Annotated in this window: 13 protein-coding genes; 2 read left to right on the plus strand and 11 right to left on the minus strand. The window is 54.9% G+C overall.

Going from position 1 to position 17,883, the window contains the following annotated elements:
- Positions 1–186: 186 nt before the first annotated feature.
- Positions 187–1,605, minus strand: a complete 1,419-nt coding sequence (locus tag HGI30_RS13995) for a class I SAM-dependent rRNA methyltransferase (protein ID WP_407944989.1) — start codon at positions 1,603–1,605, stop codon at positions 187–189.
- A 148-nt stretch (positions 1,606–1,753) separates the two neighbouring features.
- On the opposite strand from HGI30_RS13995, the gene HGI30_RS14000 reads away from it, so the two are divergent.
- Positions 1,754–2,737, plus strand: a complete 984-nt coding sequence (locus tag HGI30_RS14000) for a Na/Pi cotransporter family protein (protein ID WP_168908120.1) — start codon at positions 1,754–1,756, stop codon at positions 2,735–2,737.
- A gap of 89 nt (positions 2,738–2,826) precedes the next feature.
- Here the strand turns inward: HGI30_RS14000 and HGI30_RS14005 are convergent, their stop codons facing one another.
- Genes HGI30_RS14005 through HGI30_RS14015 form a run of 3 tightly spaced genes read right to left on the minus strand, consistent with a single transcriptional unit; the run spans position 2,827 to position 5,462 of the window.
- Positions 2,827–3,264 (minus strand): NUDIX hydrolase, encoded by a 438-nt coding sequence (locus HGI30_RS14005; RefSeq protein WP_168908121.1) that lies wholly within the window; start codon positions 3,262–3,264, stop codon positions 2,827–2,829.
- Between the two features lie 48 nt (positions 3,265–3,312).
- Entirely contained in the window at positions 3,313–4,671 is a 1,359-nt protein-coding gene (mtaB, locus tag HGI30_RS14010; RefSeq protein WP_168908122.1) for a tRNA (N(6)-L-threonylcarbamoyladenosine(37)-C(2))-methylthiotransferase MtaB, read from the minus strand.
- Entirely contained in the window at positions 4,659–5,462 is an 804-nt protein-coding gene (locus HGI30_RS14015) for a 16S rRNA (uracil(1498)-N(3))-methyltransferase (RefSeq protein ID WP_168908123.1), read from the minus strand. Before HGI30_RS14015 ends, mtaB begins: the two co-directional genes overlap by 13 nt.
- Before the next feature lie 247 nt (positions 5,463–5,709).
- On the opposite strand from HGI30_RS14015, the gene HGI30_RS14020 reads away from it, so the two are divergent.
- On the plus strand, positions 5,710–6,105 hold the full coding sequence (locus HGI30_RS14020) for a hypothetical protein (protein WP_168908124.1): 396 nt from the start codon (positions 5,710–5,712) through the stop codon (positions 6,103–6,105).
- A gap of 721 nt (positions 6,106–6,826) precedes the next feature.
- On the opposite strand, the gene HGI30_RS14025 is transcribed toward HGI30_RS14020, so the two are convergent.
- From HGI30_RS14025 to HGI30_RS14055, 7 genes are all read right to left on the minus strand, one after another.
- Complete coding sequence (locus HGI30_RS14025; RefSeq protein WP_168908125.1) at positions 6,827–7,501, minus strand: site-2 protease family protein; 675 nt, start codon at positions 7,499–7,501, stop codon at positions 6,827–6,829.
- 6 nt (positions 7,502–7,507) lie between these two features.
- Entirely contained in the window at positions 7,508–8,563 is a 1,056-nt protein-coding gene (prmA, locus tag HGI30_RS14030; protein ID WP_168908126.1) for a 50S ribosomal protein L11 methyltransferase, read from the minus strand.
- A gap of 287 nt (positions 8,564–8,850) precedes the next feature.
- Positions 8,851–9,720: an IS3 family transposase gene (locus HGI30_RS14035; RefSeq protein ID WP_168908127.1), complete on the minus strand. Its 870-nt coding sequence runs from the start codon at positions 9,718–9,720 to the stop codon at positions 8,851–8,853.
- Positions 9,717–10,019 carry a transposase gene (locus HGI30_RS14040; RefSeq protein WP_168908128.1) on the minus strand — a complete coding sequence of 101 codons (303 nt, stop codon included), beginning with the start codon at positions 10,017–10,019 and terminating at the stop codon, positions 9,717–9,719. The genes HGI30_RS14035 and HGI30_RS14040 overlap by 4 nt, the downstream gene beginning before the upstream one ends.
- A gap of 55 nt (positions 10,020–10,074) precedes the next feature.
- A complete protein-coding gene (locus HGI30_RS14045) occupies positions 10,075–10,440 on the minus strand; it encodes a helix-turn-helix domain-containing protein (RefSeq protein WP_168908129.1) in 366 nt (121 codons plus the stop codon).
- A gap of 497 nt (positions 10,441–10,937) precedes the next feature.
- Complete coding sequence (locus HGI30_RS14050; RefSeq protein ID WP_168908130.1) at positions 10,938–11,540, minus strand: hypothetical protein; 603 nt, start codon at positions 11,538–11,540, stop codon at positions 10,938–10,940.
- Positions 11,537–17,845 carry a polymorphic toxin-type HINT domain-containing protein gene (locus HGI30_RS14055; RefSeq protein WP_168908131.1) on the minus strand — a complete coding sequence of 2,103 codons (6,309 nt, stop codon included), beginning with the start codon at positions 17,843–17,845 and terminating at the stop codon, positions 11,537–11,539. Before HGI30_RS14055 ends, HGI30_RS14050 begins: the two co-directional genes overlap by 4 nt.
- Positions 17,846–17,883: the final 38 nt, after the last annotated feature.

Raw genomic sequence — 17,883 nt, forward strand, 5'->3', positions numbered from 1 at the left:
CGGTCCCGGACGGCTGGATCGCGGCTGGAGCATGCCTGCTGCCCCTCTCAGGGGCTTCATTCGCCGCCTGTTCGGCCCCGCTTCGTCACATACGCGAAGGCGTACCGCTGCACGCCTTCGCCTACGTTCCTTGCATGGAACGAGCCTTCGGATTCCTCTGCCGCCCCCGGAGGCTGACCGCTCGCCCTAGGCCAGGCTGCGCACTTCAAAGATCGCGAACTTCAGGTAATGGCCCTCCGACACGCCGAGCAGCTGCGGATGGTCTTTGCCCGCCGCGCGCCACTCCACGAGCCGCAGCGACTTGCCCGCGTCGGCCGCGGCGTCCTGGACCGCCTGCAGGAACAGCTCGGGGCTCATATGGTACGAGCAGCTCGCGGTGACGAGGTAGCCGCCTTCGTTGACGAGCTTCATGCCGTGCAGGTTGATGTCCTTGTAGCCGCGGCAGGCGCCTTCGACCGCGCCCTTCGTCTTGGCGAAGGCCGGCGGGTCGAGGATGACGACGTCCCAGGTGCGGCCGCCCTCCTCCAGCTTGCGGGACGTATCGACGCCTTTGGCGCCTTCGGCGCGCGCGCTGCGCTCGTCCCGGCCCTTCACCTGGCGGCGCAAGTATTGGAAAGCGTCGTCCACGACGAATTCCACCCGGTCCGCGAAGCCGTTGCGCTCCACGTTGCGGCGAGCCGTCTCGACGGCATGCTCCGATACGTCGAGGCAGGTGACCTTCTTCGCCCCGTATTTGCAGGCATGGAGCGTGAAGCTGCCCGTATGGGCGAAGCACTCCAGCACCGTCGCCCCGTCCCAGAGCGGGTAGGTGACGGGCTTGCCGCTTTTGTTGACCGGCACGAGCGCGGTCTCTCCATCCCCGTGCCCGCCTGCAGGCGCGGAAGCCTCCCAGCCTGCCGAAAGCTCCGCGATCGGACGCCGCTCGAGCCGGATGCCGCTGCGCGCGCCCCAGCCTTTCATGAGCGGCGCGATCGAGGCGCGGTTTTCCCGCTGGTCGTAGAAATAGCCGGTCTTCTGGCCTTCCTCCAGATCGACCTCCATGACGATGCCGTTCTCGACGATGTCCGCATAGCGCGGACAATCGCCGTACAGCACGCCCGTGCGCTCCTCCAGTCCTTCCAGTCGGCGCACGCCGACGTCGCTGCGCTCGTAGATGCCCTTGGGCCGGAATACGGCGACGAGCGCCCGCACCAGCTCCTCGCGGCGCTGGTCCATGCCGAGCGTCAGAATCTGCACGACGAGCACGTCCGCGAAGCGGTCGACGACGAGCCCGGGCAAATAGTCCGCCTCGCCGTAGACGAGCCGGCAGTCCGGCTCGGACACGAAGCGCTCGCGATGCGCGCGGCACTCCTCGAGGCGGGCGGTCAGCAGCGCCTCGTCCAGCTCCTGCTCCGGCTGCCGCGACACGACGCGAACGCGGATCTGCGAGGCCGGATTCCAGTAGCCGGACGCCAGATAGCGCCCGTTCGCCGCCAGGACATCGACCATCGCGCCGGGCGCAGCCTCCCCTTCCATCCGCTCGATCTCGCCGGCGTACACCCACGGCTGCCCTTGCTCCAGACGCTTCGTCTTCTTCTTATATAAATAAAGCTTCGCTCTGCTCAAGCCTGATCCCATCCCTTTCGCGATCGGGCGGCCGGATGTCCGGCTCGGCCCGTCCTGCTCTTCCCTTCCGGCCCGCGCGGCGCGCGGCGATCCGGTCATGCCTCCCCGCCCGTCCACATAAAGTAGAAGAGCGAAAGGAGTCCTGTCCATGCTCAGCTCCATCCTCATCCCCGCGCTGCTCGGCTTCGCCGTCTTCATGCTCGGCATGAAGCTGATGGAGGCGGCGCTGCACCGCTCCGCCGGCCGCTATGTCGCGGCCGCCGTCGAGCGCTTCACGCGCACGCCGCTGCACGGCCTCGCCTCCGGAGCGGCGATCAGCGCCGTGCTGCAGAGCAGCACGGCCGTCACCGTCATCGCCATCGGCATGGTGAACGCCGGCATCCTCACGCTGCCGCGCACGCTCGGCATCGTGCTCGGCACGAACGTCGGCACCTGCCTGACGACTGAGCTGATCGGCCTCGAGCTGGAGCGCCTCGCCGGACCGCTGCTGCTCGCCGCGCTTGCCGGCTGGCTGCTCACCGCCGCGCTCGGCGAGATGAGCCCCTCCGGCGGCAGCCACCGCCAGCGCTGGCTCGGGCCGCTGCGCAGCGCCTCGCTTGCCGTCTTCGGCTTCGCGCTGCTGCTCGCCGGCATCTCCGTCATGAAGTCGATCGGAGCCGCCGTGCAGGCCAGCCCGTTCTACGCCTGGTTCATGGAGCGCTCGGACGACAGCCTGCTGTGGGGCCTCCTGGCCGGAGCCGCGCTCACGGCCGTCGTGCACAGCAGCGCCGCCGTCATCGGCATGGCGATGAGCCTCGCCGCCGCCGGAGCGATGCCGCCCGAGCTCGGCATCGCCATCGTCATCGGCGCCAACGTCGGCACCTGCCTCACCGCCGTGCTCGCCTCCATCGGCGGCAGCCGCGCCGGCGCCGGCGTCGCCTGGTTCCACGTCGCCCTGAACGTCGGCGGAGCCGCGCTCTTCCTGCCGCTGACGCCGCAGCTGGCTGCAGCGGCCGCCTGGTTCGGCGGCGGCGCTTCCGCGCAGCTCGCGCATGCGCAGACGCTGTTCAACGTCGCCTGCTCGCTGCTCGCGCTGCCGCTCTGCTACTTGCCGCTGCGCCGCCGCTCCGGCCGCCCGAGACGGGACAGCTGAGCGCTGCTTCAGCCGCGACACGCCGCTCCCCTTCTTTCAAGCGAAAGCCCCGTCCCCGACCTGCAGGGACGGGGCCTTCCCCGCTGACGCTACGTTCCGCTGATGCCCAGTCCGAGCAGCCGCAGCGCGCCCGCTACGATCCGGTCGTTGTTGTCGTAGCCGGACTGCTTCTGGCGGCGCCACGCTTCCTCCGGCGCGAACCATTCGACGCCGCGGATCTCCTCGACCTGCGCCTGCAGCGAGCCGCCGGTCGCTTCCACGAGATAATAGTGGACTTCCTTGTCCACGACTCCTTTGGCCTCATGCCGGTACTGGTACTTGATCTGGTCGATCGGCTCGACGATCCGGCCCTCCAGGCCGGTCTCCTCCGCGATCTCCCGAAGCGCGGTCTCCTCCACCGTCTCGCCCGGCTCCATCTTGCCCTTCGGCAGCGAAACCTTGCCGTACCGATCCTGGATGAGCTGGATCTGCAGTCCATGCTCTGGCGTCCGCCGGTATACGACCCCGCCTGCTGAGATTTCCTTCATGCGCTTCCGATCCTCCCCGATCTGATCTTGACGGCGCGGCGCCGCTTGTCAGGCTCCTGCCTTTTCCAGCCTTGCCGGCTGCTCCTGCACGACCTCGACGAGGCGTCCGCGGCTCTCGTTGACGCCCGCCTCCGTGATCTCGACGCGGCACAGCTTGCCGATCATCGACTCGTCGCCCTGGAATACGACCTGGATATAGTTGTCCGTGTACCCCATCATGAGGCCCGAGCCCGGCGCGCTGCCCTTGTGCTCGCGCTCCGGGATGACGCCCAGCGTCTGGCCGACGTACTGCTCGGCATAGGCGAGCTGCATCGTCTCCGACAGGTCGATCAGCCGGTGGACGCGCTCGTTCTTGACCGCCTCGTCCACTTGTTCCTCCATCCGCGCGGCCGGCGTGCCGGTCCGCTTGGAGTACGGGAAGACGTGCATTTCGGAGAAGCCGAGCTCCTTCATGTACGCGTAGCCCGCCTCGAACTGCTCCTCGCTCTCGCCCGGGAAGCCGACGATGACGTCGGTCGTGATGGCCACGCCCGGCATCGCCTCGTGCAGGCGGCGGATCGTCGCCGCGTATTCCTCGGTCGTGTACTTGCGGCGCATGCGCTTGAGCACCGTGTCGTCCCCGGCCTGGAGCGGCACATGCAGATGGCGGCACATTTTCGAAGACTTGTTGAGCACCTCGATCATGTCCTCGTCGATCTGGCTCGCCTCGATCGAGCTGATGCGGATGCGCTCCAGCCCGTCCACCTTGTCCAGATCCCACAGCAGGTCGGACAGCTTGTAGCGGTCCAGATCGTCGCCGTAGCCTCCCGTGTGGATGCCGGTCAGCACGATCTCCTTGAAGCCGGCCTCGACGAGCTTGCGCGCCTGCGCGACGACGCTCTGCGGATCGCGGCTGCGGGACAGCCCGCGCGACCACGGGATGATGCAGAACGTGCAGAAGTTGTTGCAGCCCTCCTGGATTTTCAGGAACGCCCGCGTGCGGTCGGCGAAGTCCGGCACGTCCAGCTCCTCGAACTCGCGCGTCTTCATGATGTTGCGGACGGCGTTCACCGGCACGCGCTCGGCCTGCACCTGGCGGACGTAGTCCATCATCCGCTCGCGGTCCTGCGTGCCGATGACGAGGTCGACACCCGGGATGTCGAGGATCTCCGCCGGCGACGTCTGCGCGTAGCAGCCCGTTACGGCGATGACCGCGTCCGGATTGCGCCGGATCGCGCGGCGGATCACCTGCCGGCTTTTCTTGTCGCCCGTGTTGGTGACATGGCATGTATTGATGAGATAGACGTCGGCCTTGTCCGTGTCGAAGTCCACTTGCTCGTAGCCTTCGTTCTTGAACAGCTGCCAGATCGCCTCGGTATCGTAAAAGTTGACTTTGCAGCCTAAGGTGTGAAGGGCTACCGATGGCATGACGTTCCTCTTCCTCCCATTTCTCCGGACTCGTACATGAGCGCGGCCAGTCCCGCCAGCCCCGCCGTCTCGGCCCGCAATATTCTCCGTCCCAGGCCCGCCGCGAGCGCGCCCGCCGCCTGGATCTCCTCCGCTTCGCGGGGGCTGAAGCCGCCCTCTGGCCCGACGATCAGCAGCACCGCTTGCGGCTCGCCGTCCTTGAGGACGCCGCTCTCGCGCGCCTGCCGGATGCGGTCGCCCAGCCCGGTGCGGATGCCTGGCGCATGGCCCTCTGCCTCGTAGCAGAACAGCGCCAGATCATGCCGCGGCACGTCGGCGAGCAGCTGCTTCCAGCCATGCACCTCCCGCACCTCGGGCAGCCGGCTGCGATGCGCCTGCTCCGCCGCCTCCTTGGCGATCCTGCCCCAGCGCTCCAGCCGCTTCGCCTCCTTGCGGGCGTCGTACTGGACGACCATCCGCTCGGATTGGAAAGGCAGGAAGGCGAACGCGCCGAGCTCGGTGCCTTTCTGGATGACGAGCTCCATCTTGTCCCCCTTGGGCAAGCCCTGGGCGACGGTCACGCGCCAGAGCGGCTCGCGGTCCATCGGCAGCCGCTCGGCGATGTCGGCGGTCACTTCCGACGGCGACAGCTGCGTGAGCACGACGCGCGCTTCCTGCGAGACGCCGTCGGCGACGATGGCCTCGTCGCCCGCCTTCATGCGCATGACCTTGACCATATGATGGGCGTCCTCCCCGCGGAGGACGACCGTGGAATCGCCGAACTGCTCCGGCGATACGAAATATCGCTGCATCTCATAACCCCTGTATCGTAAAAGTCATCCTCCATCATACACCTTTTGCGGATGAAAATCCACGCGAGGGACCGGCAGGCGCCGCGCATGGCGATACATTCGATGCGAATCTTCCGTCTATCGGGACAGGAATCCGAAATTATGGAAAGAGGGCGATGTCATGCATGATGAAGACCGGCCTGGGGATGGAGGGAACACGGCATGGCGGAAACCGCCTGTCCCGTCATGGGTCTATCGGGGACTAGCCTTGCTGATCCTCGCTGCCGTCGCCGGCCTGTTTCTCGTCGGATTCCCGCTTTATTCCCTCTCGAAGGAGTTCCGGCCCTTTCGGTTGACCGTCCACAACCAGTCCGGCAAGAGCGTCGACGTGCTGGCGATCTATATCCGCTCGCTGAACGAGTCGGGAATCGAGGGCGTGAGCTCGCTGGACCGCTTGTCCCGGAAGCTCGGGAGCGGTCGCAAAGCGACGTTCAAGCCGGCGCTGGAGCATGCCGGGGAAGGGACGATCTACGTGGAGTACCGGATCGGCGGCGACCGCCAATCCATGAAGACGGTCGTATGCGGGTACACGGAATATGCGAGCGGGTTTTCCACGTTGACGCTCAAGGGAACCGAGGTCCAGTTGAAACAGAGATGCCATTAGCTGCTAGAGCGCGCAATCAACCCGCTAGGGCGTGTCTGCAACCTCCGCAGGAAGCAGATGCTGCTGGATTTTAGTTCCTGGCAAGGAACGTAGGCGAAGGCGTACCGGGGATGGGGATGCGTCAAGCCTACCTGACGAAGCAGGGCCCTTTCCTGCTGTTTCGCGTGATCCATCCCGTCCCCGCCCGATGCCAACGACTCCTCAGACGCTTCGAACCCCTTTTTCCGCGTCTCCAACATCTTAACGACGAATCAGACGCTTAGAACTGCCTTTCGCGTGTTTTCGAATGCTTTTTCGGCCATTTCGAATGGCTAAGCTCTTCACACGTCGTTAGATAGTTGAGCCGCCCCATTCGCTGCTTCTAACGATCTGATTCGTCATCAGCGGCCCTCTACACTTCGACGGGAGAAGCTGCGCGCAAAACCGAGCGCCTCTCGACGGTGGGATGCTCGGGATCGGGATGAGGCTCGCGATCGGGACGATTCCCGCTATCAGGAGGATGCCCGCGATCGGGACGATGCTCGGGTTCGGAACGAAGCGGCGGTGTCATGGAAACTCACCGAGCGGAATGGAGCGCAACGGCCTACGGCACCGCTTGCCTCCCGTTCAGGTCCAATGCAGTCGCGGGATAACTCGGCGGGCGTTACTGCTTTGCAGGCAAAAAGGACAAAGCGAGACCATCTCGCTTTGTCCTTTTTGCCATGCGGATTTGGGATCAGGATTAAAAAAGGGCTTCGAAAAACGATCGGAACATGACATGCAGATCTCCGACAAGAGCCAGATACGGCTGCAACGTGGCCTCGTTGAGCGGCCGGATGAAGACAATGAGCAAGAAAATGAAGATCCCCCACTGCGAGTACTGGTCGAGCTGGATGCGCGTGCGGCGCGGCAGCAGCTCGTACAAAATGCGGTAGCCGTCCAGCGGAGGCAGCGGCAGCAGGTTGAACAGGAACAGCATGCCGTTGAGGTAGATGAAGTAGTGCAGGAAGATCGAAAGTGCCTCGACGACGCGATCCGAAGCGCCGAGCAGCAGATCCGTGGAGTTGAAAAGCTGCCATAAAAACGCGCCGAGCGCCATCAGCAGCAGGTTGCTGAGCGGTCCGACGAGAGCCACGACGATGTTCATGAGGCGCGGCCGCTTGAAGTTGAGCGGGTTGACCGGCACCGGCTTCGCCCAGCCGAAGCCGGCGATCAGGATCAGGAACGTGCCGAGGAAGTCGAGATGCACGGCCGGGTTGAGCGTGACGCGCCCTTGCTTGTACGCCGTATCGTCGCCGAACTTGTAGGCGGCATACGCATGCGCGAATTCATGCAGCGTGAACGCGATGATGAGCACGAGCGCGATGAACGGCAGCTCGTCCAGCGGGAAGCGGATGAGGCTTTGCAATCCCTCCATCCGCGTCTACCCTTCGCCCTTCGGCTTGGCGGCGACGAAGGCGATCCACTTGTCCTCGCGGACGCGGTCGACGATCTCGAAGCCCGAGGCGAGCAGCGCCGCGGCGACCGTCTCTTCCTTGTTCTCGTAAATGCCGCTCGCGATGTACGTGCCGCCGGGCTTCAGCGCCGCGTACACGTCGTCGAGGAACAGCAGGATGATCTCCGCCAGGATGTTGGCGACGATCAGGTCGCACGGCACGCCGACGATCAGCGGCTCGCTCACGGCGCGGGCGGCCAGCTCCGCCCTCACCTTGGCCTCGATCGGATTGGACTCGGAGCTCCAGGAGGACGCCTCGCCGCTGCTGATCTTGAGCACGCCGAGCAGGTCGCTCTGGAGCGCCTGGATGCGGTCCTCGAGCCCGTTCAGGCGGGCATTTTCAATCGCGCTGGACACGGCGACCGGGTCGAGGTCGACCGCGAGCACGCGGGCCGCGCCGAGCTTTACCGCTCCGATCGCCAGGATGCCGGACCCGGTGCCGACGTCGATGACCTCGTCGCCCTCGCGGATCGACGACTCCAGCGCGCGCAGGCAGAGCGAGGTCGTCGGATGCGTGCCGGTGCCGAACGCCATGCCGGGATCGATCTCGATGACCAGCTCCTCCGGCGTCGCCTCGTAGTCCTCCCACGTCGGCTTGATCGTCAGCCGCTCCGAGACGCGGATCGGCTTGAAGTACTGCTTCCAGGCGGTCGCCCAGTCGTTCTCGTCGACCGTCACGACGGAGATGTCGGCCGGACCGGGATCAATCTCGTACGTCCGCAGCTCCTCGATGCGGGGACGGACCGCCTTCACATGCGCGTCCATGTCCTCGTCTTCGTTGAAGTAGCCCTTCATGACGACGAAGCCCTCGGGGATGTCGTTCAGCGGCAGCTCGTACCACTGGCCGAAGCTCAGGTCGCGGCGCCTCTCCAGCGAGCCGGACTCCTCGATCGACACGCCTCCGGCTCCCTGCTCGTGCAGGAAATTGGAAATCATCTCGACCGCTTCCTCGGTCGTGTAGATGGTCAGTTCATGGTATTTCATCGGTGCAGCCCCACTCCTCTTCGCCTACTGGCTTATCCTGTCTATTCTACAACAGAACGAAGAGGGGATTCAAAATGCGGATAACAACTTTATAACTCTTGTTACGAGAAACACTCAAGAAGCCGGATATAGTAGGTTCTATGACAAGCGATTGGAGTTTTGCAACGTAGAGCGGGGTCACAAACAGTTTAGAAATAAATAGTGGGATGTCAAAGGCTACTTCGGAACGAACATGCAGAATGCTGGACCTCTGTCAAGAAAGTGGACACCTTTGTAACGGACGGAGTTCAGGCAGTCCCGTCGAATCCAGCCGCGAATCGTACCGGGGACAGATAACCAAGCGAGCCGTGGATTCGCTTGCGGTTGTAAAAGAATTGGATATAGCGGTACATGTCTTGCGAGGCTTGCTTTCGGGTCAAGAATCGCGTGCAATAGACGAATTCTTTTTTGAGAATGCTGTGGAACGATTCCATGCTCGCATTGTCATAGCAGATGCCTCTGCGGCTCATGCTGGCGGTCATGCCGTACTGCTCCAGCTGGCTTCGGTAGGCTTCCGAGGCGTACTGACTGCCTCGGTCCGAATGGTGCACCAGACCAGCAGGCGGCCCCTTGCTCGCGTAGGCTTTCTCCAGCGCGTCCAAAACAAGCTCAGCTTTCATATGGCCTGCAAGCGTCCAGCCGACAATCTCACGGGTGCACAAATCCATGACGCTCGCTAAATACAATCGCCCTTCCCGACAAGGAATGTAGGTGATATCTGCCACCCATACTTGGTTCGGCTGTTCGACGTCGAACTGCTGGTTCAGGAGATTCGGAGAGATCGGCTGGTCATGATTCGAATCCGTCGTCGACACCCGGAAACGGCCAGAAACGCAAGCGCGAAGCTTCATTTCGGCCATGTAGAGACTGACGGTACGTTCGGAAATGGCGTATCCCTCCCGCCGGAGCAGCACGGTGAGCTTCGGGGCTCCATACCGCCGCTGGGCATCATGAAAGTGGAACCGAATCCGTTCTTGGATGTCCGCTTTAAGCCGTGCCCGGGCGCTGGGAAGCGCCTGGCTCCATTTGTAGAATCCGCTCCGCGACACTTGCATGACCTTGCACAACTTCTTCAACGGAAAATCGGAGCGGGAGTCCTCTATGAACTGAAATCTCATTTCCGTGGATTGCTGAAGATGTGCACCGCCTTTTTTACGATGGCCAGCTCTTCTTCCATCTCGCTGATCTGACGTTCCTTCGCTTTGAGCTGTGCTTTCAGCTCCCGGATCAGCTCGGCGTTGTTCACCGGTTCATGCTCGAATTCCCGATACTGAGCCAGCCACTGATGCAACGTGCTCTTGGGAATGTTCAGTTCTTCGGCAATGTCTCCCAGCGACTTGGTCTGTTCTTGAATGAACTTTACGGTTTCTTTCTTGAACTCTTCGTTGTAATGCTGGCGCCTACGTTCCTCTGTCATGAGAACACCTCCACATACGGTCATTATTGTCTGTCCGTTAGAGAGTGTCCACTTTTTATTCTAGTTGCAGATAGTTCGGCAGGTAGTACGTGTTGTTCTTGCTCTGACTGACCAGAATCAGCTTCTTCTCGGCTAGACTCTCAATGTGACGTTCTACGGTCTTGGAACTGCATCCGACATTTCGGGCAATCATCTCCATCGTGGGGTAGCACTGACTCTTGTCGCTCATGTAGGCGATAATATCAACGAGAATCAGCTTCTCATAAACGTTGAGTCCATAACACCGATGGATTTTATGCGGCAGGATAGTATACCCCTTGTGACATCCCGTAAAGTTGCTCTCCTTGGCAACCTCGTCCATGTACGTATTAGCGGCGGTGTTGTTTTTAATCAACCAGAAATCGTTAAACTTCATTTTCATCTTCAATACCTTCCTTTTGTCGTGTGATGCCGCCGTGGGGCGGCTGTGAAGTCAGGAAGGCGGCTAGCCTAAAACGTTACCTCACCTGTATATGTAAACTGGTCGTCACCAGACTGTCTTTCTGCTATAACCATCGGAGCATATTCCCAGATCGTTGCGGACTGTTTTAAAATTCTTCTTACTATCCATAGTCGATGTATGTCTGATGATAGTTGCGGAAAGGTATTTATCTGAGAAAAACGCAAGAAAACGAAGATAAGGTTTTCGGCATAAAATATAGAGGTAACTGGGGATTTTAGTACAGTTGAATAGGAGAGCGGCAATGCAAATAGGGTATATAATTCAAGCATTAAATGCTGTGCATACACGATTTTGGAGAAATTTTGATACGGGAGTGATGAAGGTTAAGTTCTTTCAGGTCGCGCCGCCCGATTCATTCGGCACTGGGTGGGGGTAAAAGAAAGACCTTGAGGATATCCTCAAGATCTCATAAAGTATTACTTAATATTGCTATAGAATTTCTTCAACTTTGTCGAAATCTCTTCGGGGACGGTACATTTTTTAAAGTTAAGTGACACTAATTCATTAATTGCTCTATCCATTGTAAACCACGAATCACTTTTATAGTCACCGATTTCGTTATTGAAGCCTAATATACAAATACCGTAACTCCTCTCTCCCCATATCGCCCACTTCATGGACGGAGATAACCATACAACCACCTCAGAGTTATATAAAATAGCATCAGCAGGGCTCTCATCAGGACCTTTTTCAAGCATATTCCAATAATCATCATCTGTAGTTCCTTTTTGAAAAATACACCAATTATACTGGGAGAACTCATTATAGTAATAATCTACAGGATGTGGGTCTAAAACACCCATAATGACAGATGAATCGCCAAACACGTAAGTAAGTTGTTCTAGTTCATCCCAAAACAGATCACTCATTGCATGATCAAAATCGAGTACAACTGTTTTTTGAAACGGGAATTTAAAAATTTGGTTTGGTAGTCGTTGTTCTGAATTGAACGCCTTCGTTACCAGAAATAGTATTTCTTCAAATTCTTTTTTATCCCTTATAAAATTGTTTTGACTCATTCATCAGACCCCAATCTAATTTTGGTAGTAGGTGCCTTACTTCCTTTGGCATAATAGTCGGCAGTTTGTTGTCCCTGATTAGATTTATCACGAACAACATATTTAGCACCGTCTTTTGAATAGATGGTAGCACTACCGTCCTTTGCAACAGTTTTAGTCCAACCATCGCCCAAAAGACTACTCTCAAAATCCGCCTTTGTAACATTAGTTGAAACATTTTTCACACTTTTCCCAACTGTAATATCTTTATAACCACACTGAGTATTATGAACCCATATACCTAAATCCGTCACATAATAAGTATGGAAATCAGCAACTGTAAAGTTATAAACCGTAACAGGCTCTTCTAACTTAACGAACTCTACTTTGTCAATCGTCAGATTGCTTCTATCAGCCTTTTGAAGCTTATCGCCTACTTGAAGTTCATCTGCGTAGACCCACCCTTTACCCTCCACCCAGAACGGATGATTGTCGGTGGTCTCTATGACTTGCTCCCCAACATATAGTTTAATAATATCATCACGTTGATTACGATATAAAGCTGTTACTTCTTTGTAAGCCAACTCTCCATTAGAATCGTACTCAGACTTGGCAAGTACCTTATCCCCTACCTCGATTTCCTCGATAGGTTTCTCCCCTTCGTCTGTTAAAACCTTTGTTCCTGCTATGAAGCAATTGCACTGGTTCAATGCTTTATTTGCGTTACCAGACTTTGTCGGTTTACCCTTATTAAAAGCTTCGTCATCAAGTAATTTTAATTCGTGTGCTTTAGCTTGATTTTTTGCTGTAGCTTCTACCGCTCTTTCAATATGTTTGCCGCTTTTATCTGCAAACTTGACAATTATCTTTCCACCTTTAATAATTTTCCCAACCGGAAGCAAACCAACGATAGCCAATCCTTTGTCAAAATAACTCGATTTAGGATTCATAATCGTTCTAATATCATCAACGACAAGGAAATTGGCAATCTCTACGACTACATTAGCACCTGTTTTAAAAATGGTGCTACCTTCCTCCCAAGTCGCTCCTTCAATTATGTACTGATTCCCCGTCGGGTCTACGTATTTCAACGGATTATTGATTACATACGTATACAAGTTCAAACTTAAAGGATTAAAAGCGTTCCCTTCAAAGGTATCCGCACTCGTGAATTGTCCTGCACCACTGTCATACCAACGGGCCTTATAATCCATGAGTCCCGTTTTAGGGTCGATGGTTTGTCCGGTGTATCCGATCGTATTGTATTCCGGCGTCATCGGCGTCATCAGACTACCAAACGCATCGTAGCGGTATTGCTCCAGCGTTTCGCCGTTACGGTCCGTCAAGTGGGTCACGCTGCCTAGGTGATCGTTTAAGTAATAGGTAAAATCACCGCGCAGCATCCCGCGAACAGGAGCTTCGCTTTTTCGAATAGGCGCTTCGTCATCCATGACATTCCACAACGTATTCCGATACGACTTTCGGGACAACACATCGCCGTTCGCTTCATAATACTGCGCAATCGGCTCCAGATCCTCACCGTATTCCTTCATGATCGTCAACCCGTCATTCAGGTAATAGGTTTGATCTTCGATAAGAACAGGTTCCTCCTGCAAATTATCTACAAATGCAGCCGACTCTCCATAAGTGCTTTGTGTCGCTCGCTCTGATTCGAGCAAGGTAGGCTGCTGGCGCGGATCAGGATAGCTTTCTTTCCGACCGATTTTTTGCAGGAACGCGTCATAGTCGTATTCCACTTTCGAGCCATCGTCATAAAGAACCTGTTCCAGCATATCGTTGCTGTCATACGAATAGCGAATGAGTCCCTTATTCCCTCTCTCCTGAACCCTGTTTCCATTCGCATCATAGACAAACGTTTCTTCGCCCGAGCGGACCATTCGACCTGCCTTGTCATACTCATAAGCGGTCGTTTTCCCATCTGCCGACATTGTTTTTCGGTTGCCATCCGAATCATAGGTATAAGCAACTTCGCCAGGAGGCTTGACCATAGTATCGCGGTAAGAATGTGTGGATCCCTTTCGATCCTGTTGCTTGAACGGCAAATCGTAGATATCCAGAATCTCGGCGTCTTTAGCCTGCGGATACTGGACGTGCTGAATTCGATTTAATCCATCATAAGCGTACTCCGTTTTAGCTCCGTCTTCCTCTGCTTTTTGTGTGATGTTTCCGGCTAAATCGTAGGCGTATTCCAACCGGCTTTGCGTTCGTTCACCTTTATGGTCCAGGCTGACAAGCTGGAGATTGTCATTGTACGCATACGTGGACTGTATTCCGTTCGGCCGGTTGACCTTTGTCATTGCTCCACGTGCATCGTATTCAAACGTCGTCTTGAAACCATCGGGGTCCGTAAATTCCTTGATTTGATTGAGCAAGTCGTATACGTATTCCTGCGTATTTCCTTCGGGATCCGTCATGTGCGTCCGGTTTCCTCTTTCGTCGTACTTAAACCGAACCGATTTATCCCAGGTATTATTTTGCATGGTGGAGATTCGCCCCATGGCGTCATACGTGAAACTTTGTTCATTCGTCGATGTCGAAGCGTGAATCAACTGTCCAATGGAATCGTAGCTATAGGCAAACACTTCGCCGTTCGGCATGCGTTTCTCTGTTATCCGTCCCTGCAAATCATATGCATAGGTCGTGCGTTTGCCTAAGGCATCCACGCTTTCGGACATCAATCCGGATGAATCATAGGCATACGTCCGTTTTTCATTCTCTGCATTGATTTTTTTCGTCAAACGACCGAAGGCATCATAGCTCCATGTCGTGACAGCTCCGCCTGCAGTTTTCGTTTCAATGAGATTTCCAATCGTATCATATCGGTATGAAGTAACCTCACCTAGCGCATTTCGAACATGAACTAAACGTCCCAGCAGATCATATTCATACTGGGTTTTATTTTTATTGGCATCTGTATAAGTTTCAACCCTGCCCGCAGCGTCATAAGAGAAGCGCTCTACGCCTCCTTTTGGATCCGTTTTGGTCAAGACTCGGCCTAACCCATCGTAGGTGAAGGCAAGTTCGGCTTGAAGTGAATCTTTATAAACCGTGACGAATCCAGCTGAGTTGCGAGTAAAGGATTCGGTATTGCCGTTAGGATCGGTAGACTTGACAAGAAGCCCTCTTGGATCATAATCCGATTGCCACTTCGCTCCACCAGGTTCATTCACGGTAATGACTCGGCCAGCTTTATCGTAGGCGTAGGTAGTCTTGTTTCCGTCTGCTGAAGTAATAGCCGCAACCCGATTGAGTTCATCATACGAATAAAAGGTGGAGTGACCCTTATCGTTAATAGCTTGCACCAAATTTCCGTTGCCATCGTAGAAGAGTTCAGACTGCGCCCCAACGGAGTCTTTCATCCAAACCGGCAAGTTTCGGCCATCATATCGGAATTCAGATATTCCTCCATTCGGTTCCTTTTGCCACACCAAGTTCCCATTGCCATCATAGCGATACTCTGTCGCATAGGTGACCCCCGTCTGAGAGTCTTTGTTCCATTCCTTCGTAACTCTTCCATTTGAATCATTTTGATAGGTACTTATTAAACCGTTCGGTTCCGTAACACTCTGTAAATGGCCAAGAGCATCATAATCAAATTCTCTAATATTCCCCAGTGCATCTTTGATGCTATTCACTTTATCAAATTCGTAAGTCATGGTTGTTTTTGCACCTGACGCATCTTCGTACTCAACAAGATTGCTGTCTTTATCATAAGAGTACGTTGTGGTATTGCCCAATTCATCTATAATTTTCTTAATTCGATCACGTGGATCATATTCAAATTTCTTTTTCAGATTTAGAGAGTCCATTTGTTCAACAACTCGGTGCAAGCCATCTCGAAGGATGGTTTGTCCAAAATTTCCCGCATCAGTCAAAACACTTACAAAACCGTACTCATCAAGAGTAAAGCTCGATTTTTCCCCTTCCGCGTTAATGATATCTGTAACAACACCCTCACTGTTGTAAATGAATTGCGTCTTTTCTCCGAGGGCATTTTTTGTAGAGGAAAGGTTGCCGTGAGAATCATAATTAAATTCGCTCACATAGCCTCTTGAATCTGTTATCGTAAGCGGCTGACGACGTTCGTTATACGTCATTTTAACCGAGTAGCCCAAAGGATCCGTTACCAGTGTCATGTTTCCTTCTGGATCATACCCGTACTTCCATTGCGCTCCATTTCGATCAGTCCATAAAGTCCGATTATCGTTGCTGTCAAAAACAAAACGCTCAAATGTTCCATCCGCATAATCAATTCCGGTCTGACGAAGCCTTGAATCATAATAAAACGTTTTTTTGTTTCCGAGAGGATCGGTAGCGATTGTTTTTCCGTTGGCTGGATCGTATTCAATCGTCCCTTTTCTACCGTTAAAGTCCGTCTGTTCTACGACTCGACCCTGACCATCATAGACGTTAACCAAGGTCGATGTCTTTTCTGGGTTGGTTATAGTAAGCATTCGATGATTAGAATCGTAAGTGAAGCTAATCGTAGCTCCATCCGCTAACTCCATCGATGTTAGGTCGTGGGTAAGCTCGTTATAGCGATACTTGACTTCACGTCCCGAATGATCGGAGACTGTAGAAATTTTTCCGCCCGAACCGTAAGAAAGTGTGAGCAACGCTCCTTTCGTTTCAATGCTTTTGAGAACCGATCCATAATAGCGAAGATAGACCGAAGATTTATTCGCGTCTCTAATTTCAACCAACTTTCCATCTTCACGGAATAAATAGACCCAGCTTTCTGGCGTCTCCATTTGATACATGCCGTTCGAAAGCTTTTCCAATGAATTATAGGTTCCAAGAGGAGCGATGAACCCCCCATCTGAACGGGGCTCGTACGGGTAAACTCCGCCATCTGGAGAAGTGACATGAATAATTCCCTTATCACGACGTTCCAATCTCCACTCCCAAGAATGGCGCCACCCTACACCAACAGCACCATCGTACGTATCTCGGCTATGATAAGAGAGTCCGAATTCAATGGGGAAAGCGGCTTGCAAAGATAAATTTGTGTGCTTAAAATCGAAATCACCTGTCGCCATATTAATCGGATCCCACCAAGACGGCTTAGGAAAATGTTCCCGATTGGCAATTTTCTCTGCAGTTAAATCTTCCAACTCTTCCGGCAAAATATTGCCTGCCAGCTGCAAATCACGGTTTCGGTCCTGTAGAATCAGGTTCCATCCCTTATCAATCAAACCCGCACAACGGTTTCCGTCGCTGCAAGTTTGTCCAGGTATTCCATTATCCGATGCAATAAGCTGCGCTTTTTCAGCCATCATTACAACGTCCGTTGCGCGATAGTAGTAACCGGCAAGCGCTTCCCAGTTTACATTCCAATCCGGAGCCGTATAGCGAAGGACTCGAACCATTTCAGAGTCCGGCGATTTGTTGTCGCTATCCTTTGAGTTGAAATAAGGATTGCTCCCTAAACGCTCAACCTTGGCCGTCATGTTAGCAATCTCATATTTGTTAAGCTCAACGGGCAACTGCCATTCCCGGACATACTTGGCAGGCTGGTTATCCGAACTGATTGGAAACTGCGAATCAAAGTAAGACGAATAGTTAAAGCCTTTCGCCCAAGTAAGGTGAGATCCGTCATTTTTCCCCGATTCGTCAAATGGAATGATGACTTCATATGTAACCGGAACGTCGCTTGTTACTTGTTCGTATCCGACACGCCTTTGATAATAAATTTCGAGTGTTACTTTTGTGCCCCGTTCTGCGATACCCCGCACGATGTGTTGGGAACTGTACAAATTAGGGAGAACCTGCATGTGCGCAGGTGCAGGCGGAGCTGGATTGGCAATAGAAAGTCCTTGATAGAAATTAAAGTATTGGGGAGCATCATCCGGTACGACACAAACCGTGTGGCTCCCTTCTTCGATAGCTTGACCACCGGAAGAAAGTCCGTTCCAAGCAAATGAAGCTTGTCCGGAACCTACGCTTGATATGGATTTTAGCGATGTTCGAGTATAGGGGGTAGGAGGTTCAAATACAGGAGCTCCAGGTTTAGGGGTGGGGGCTGGAGATGGCGGTGGTGTCGGAGGATTAAAGCGCACTGAACAGATTTCAAGCGATGTCGGATGCGGTCTATCCTGGTAATTCCAGCCGATCGTTGTTTTCCCGCCATATACAGGCACAAACGTCGATGGAGAAACACTCACATTTACTGTTGCAGCATCTGCTTTGGGGATGCTTCCCCCAGGCACCCAGGGAATGCCGGTTAGGGTGATACTAATTATAAGGATTAATAAACTAATCACTTTTAGTAATTTTATTTTTTTGTATTTTCCATTTGTATTCACTCAGTAGTTACTTCCCTTCGATTAATTAAAGTAGAATC

The sequence above is a fragment of the Paenibacillus albicereus genome (genome assembly GCF_012676905.1).
GTDB lineage: Bacteria > Bacillota > Bacilli > Paenibacillales > Paenibacillaceae > Paenibacillus_O > Paenibacillus_O albicereus.

What these genes read in the sequence shown, in the direction of transcription:
- HGI30_RS14025 (WP_168908125.1), bottom strand. Translation starts at nt 7,501, where the DNA reads ATGGAGGGATTGCAAAGCCTCATCCGCTTCCCGCTGGACGAGCTGCCG.
- HGI30_RS14035 (WP_168908127.1), bottom strand. Translation starts at nt 9,720, where the DNA reads ATGAGATTTCAGTTCATAGAGGACTCCCGCTCCGATTTTCCGTTGAAG.
- mtaB (WP_168908122.1), bottom strand. Translation starts at nt 4,671, where the DNA reads ATGCCATCGGTAGCCCTTCACACCTTAGGCTGCAAAGTCAACTTTTAC.
- HGI30_RS14000 (WP_168908120.1), top strand. Translation starts at nt 1,754, where the DNA reads ATGCTCAGCTCCATCCTCATCCCCGCGCTGCTCGGCTTCGCCGTCTTC.
- HGI30_RS14005 (WP_168908121.1), bottom strand. Translation starts at nt 3,264, where the DNA reads ATGAAGGAAATCTCAGCAGGCGGGGTCGTATACCGGCGGACGCCAGAG.
- HGI30_RS14045 (WP_168908129.1), bottom strand. Translation starts at nt 10,440, where the DNA reads ATGAAAATGAAGTTTAACGATTTCTGGTTGATTAAAAACAACACCGCC.
- prmA (WP_168908126.1), bottom strand. Translation starts at nt 8,563, where the DNA reads ATGAAATACCATGAACTGACCATCTACACGACCGAGGAAGCGGTCGAG.
- HGI30_RS14040 (WP_168908128.1), bottom strand. Translation starts at nt 10,019, where the DNA reads ATGACAGAGGAACGTAGGCGCCAGCATTACAACGAAGAGTTCAAGAAA.
- HGI30_RS14050 (WP_168908130.1), bottom strand. Translation starts at nt 11,540, where the DNA reads ATGAGTCAAAACAATTTTATAAGGGATAAAAAAGAATTTGAAGAAATA.
- HGI30_RS14015 (WP_168908123.1), bottom strand. Translation starts at nt 5,462, where the DNA reads ATGCAGCGATATTTCGTATCGCCGGAGCAGTTCGGCGATTCCACGGTC.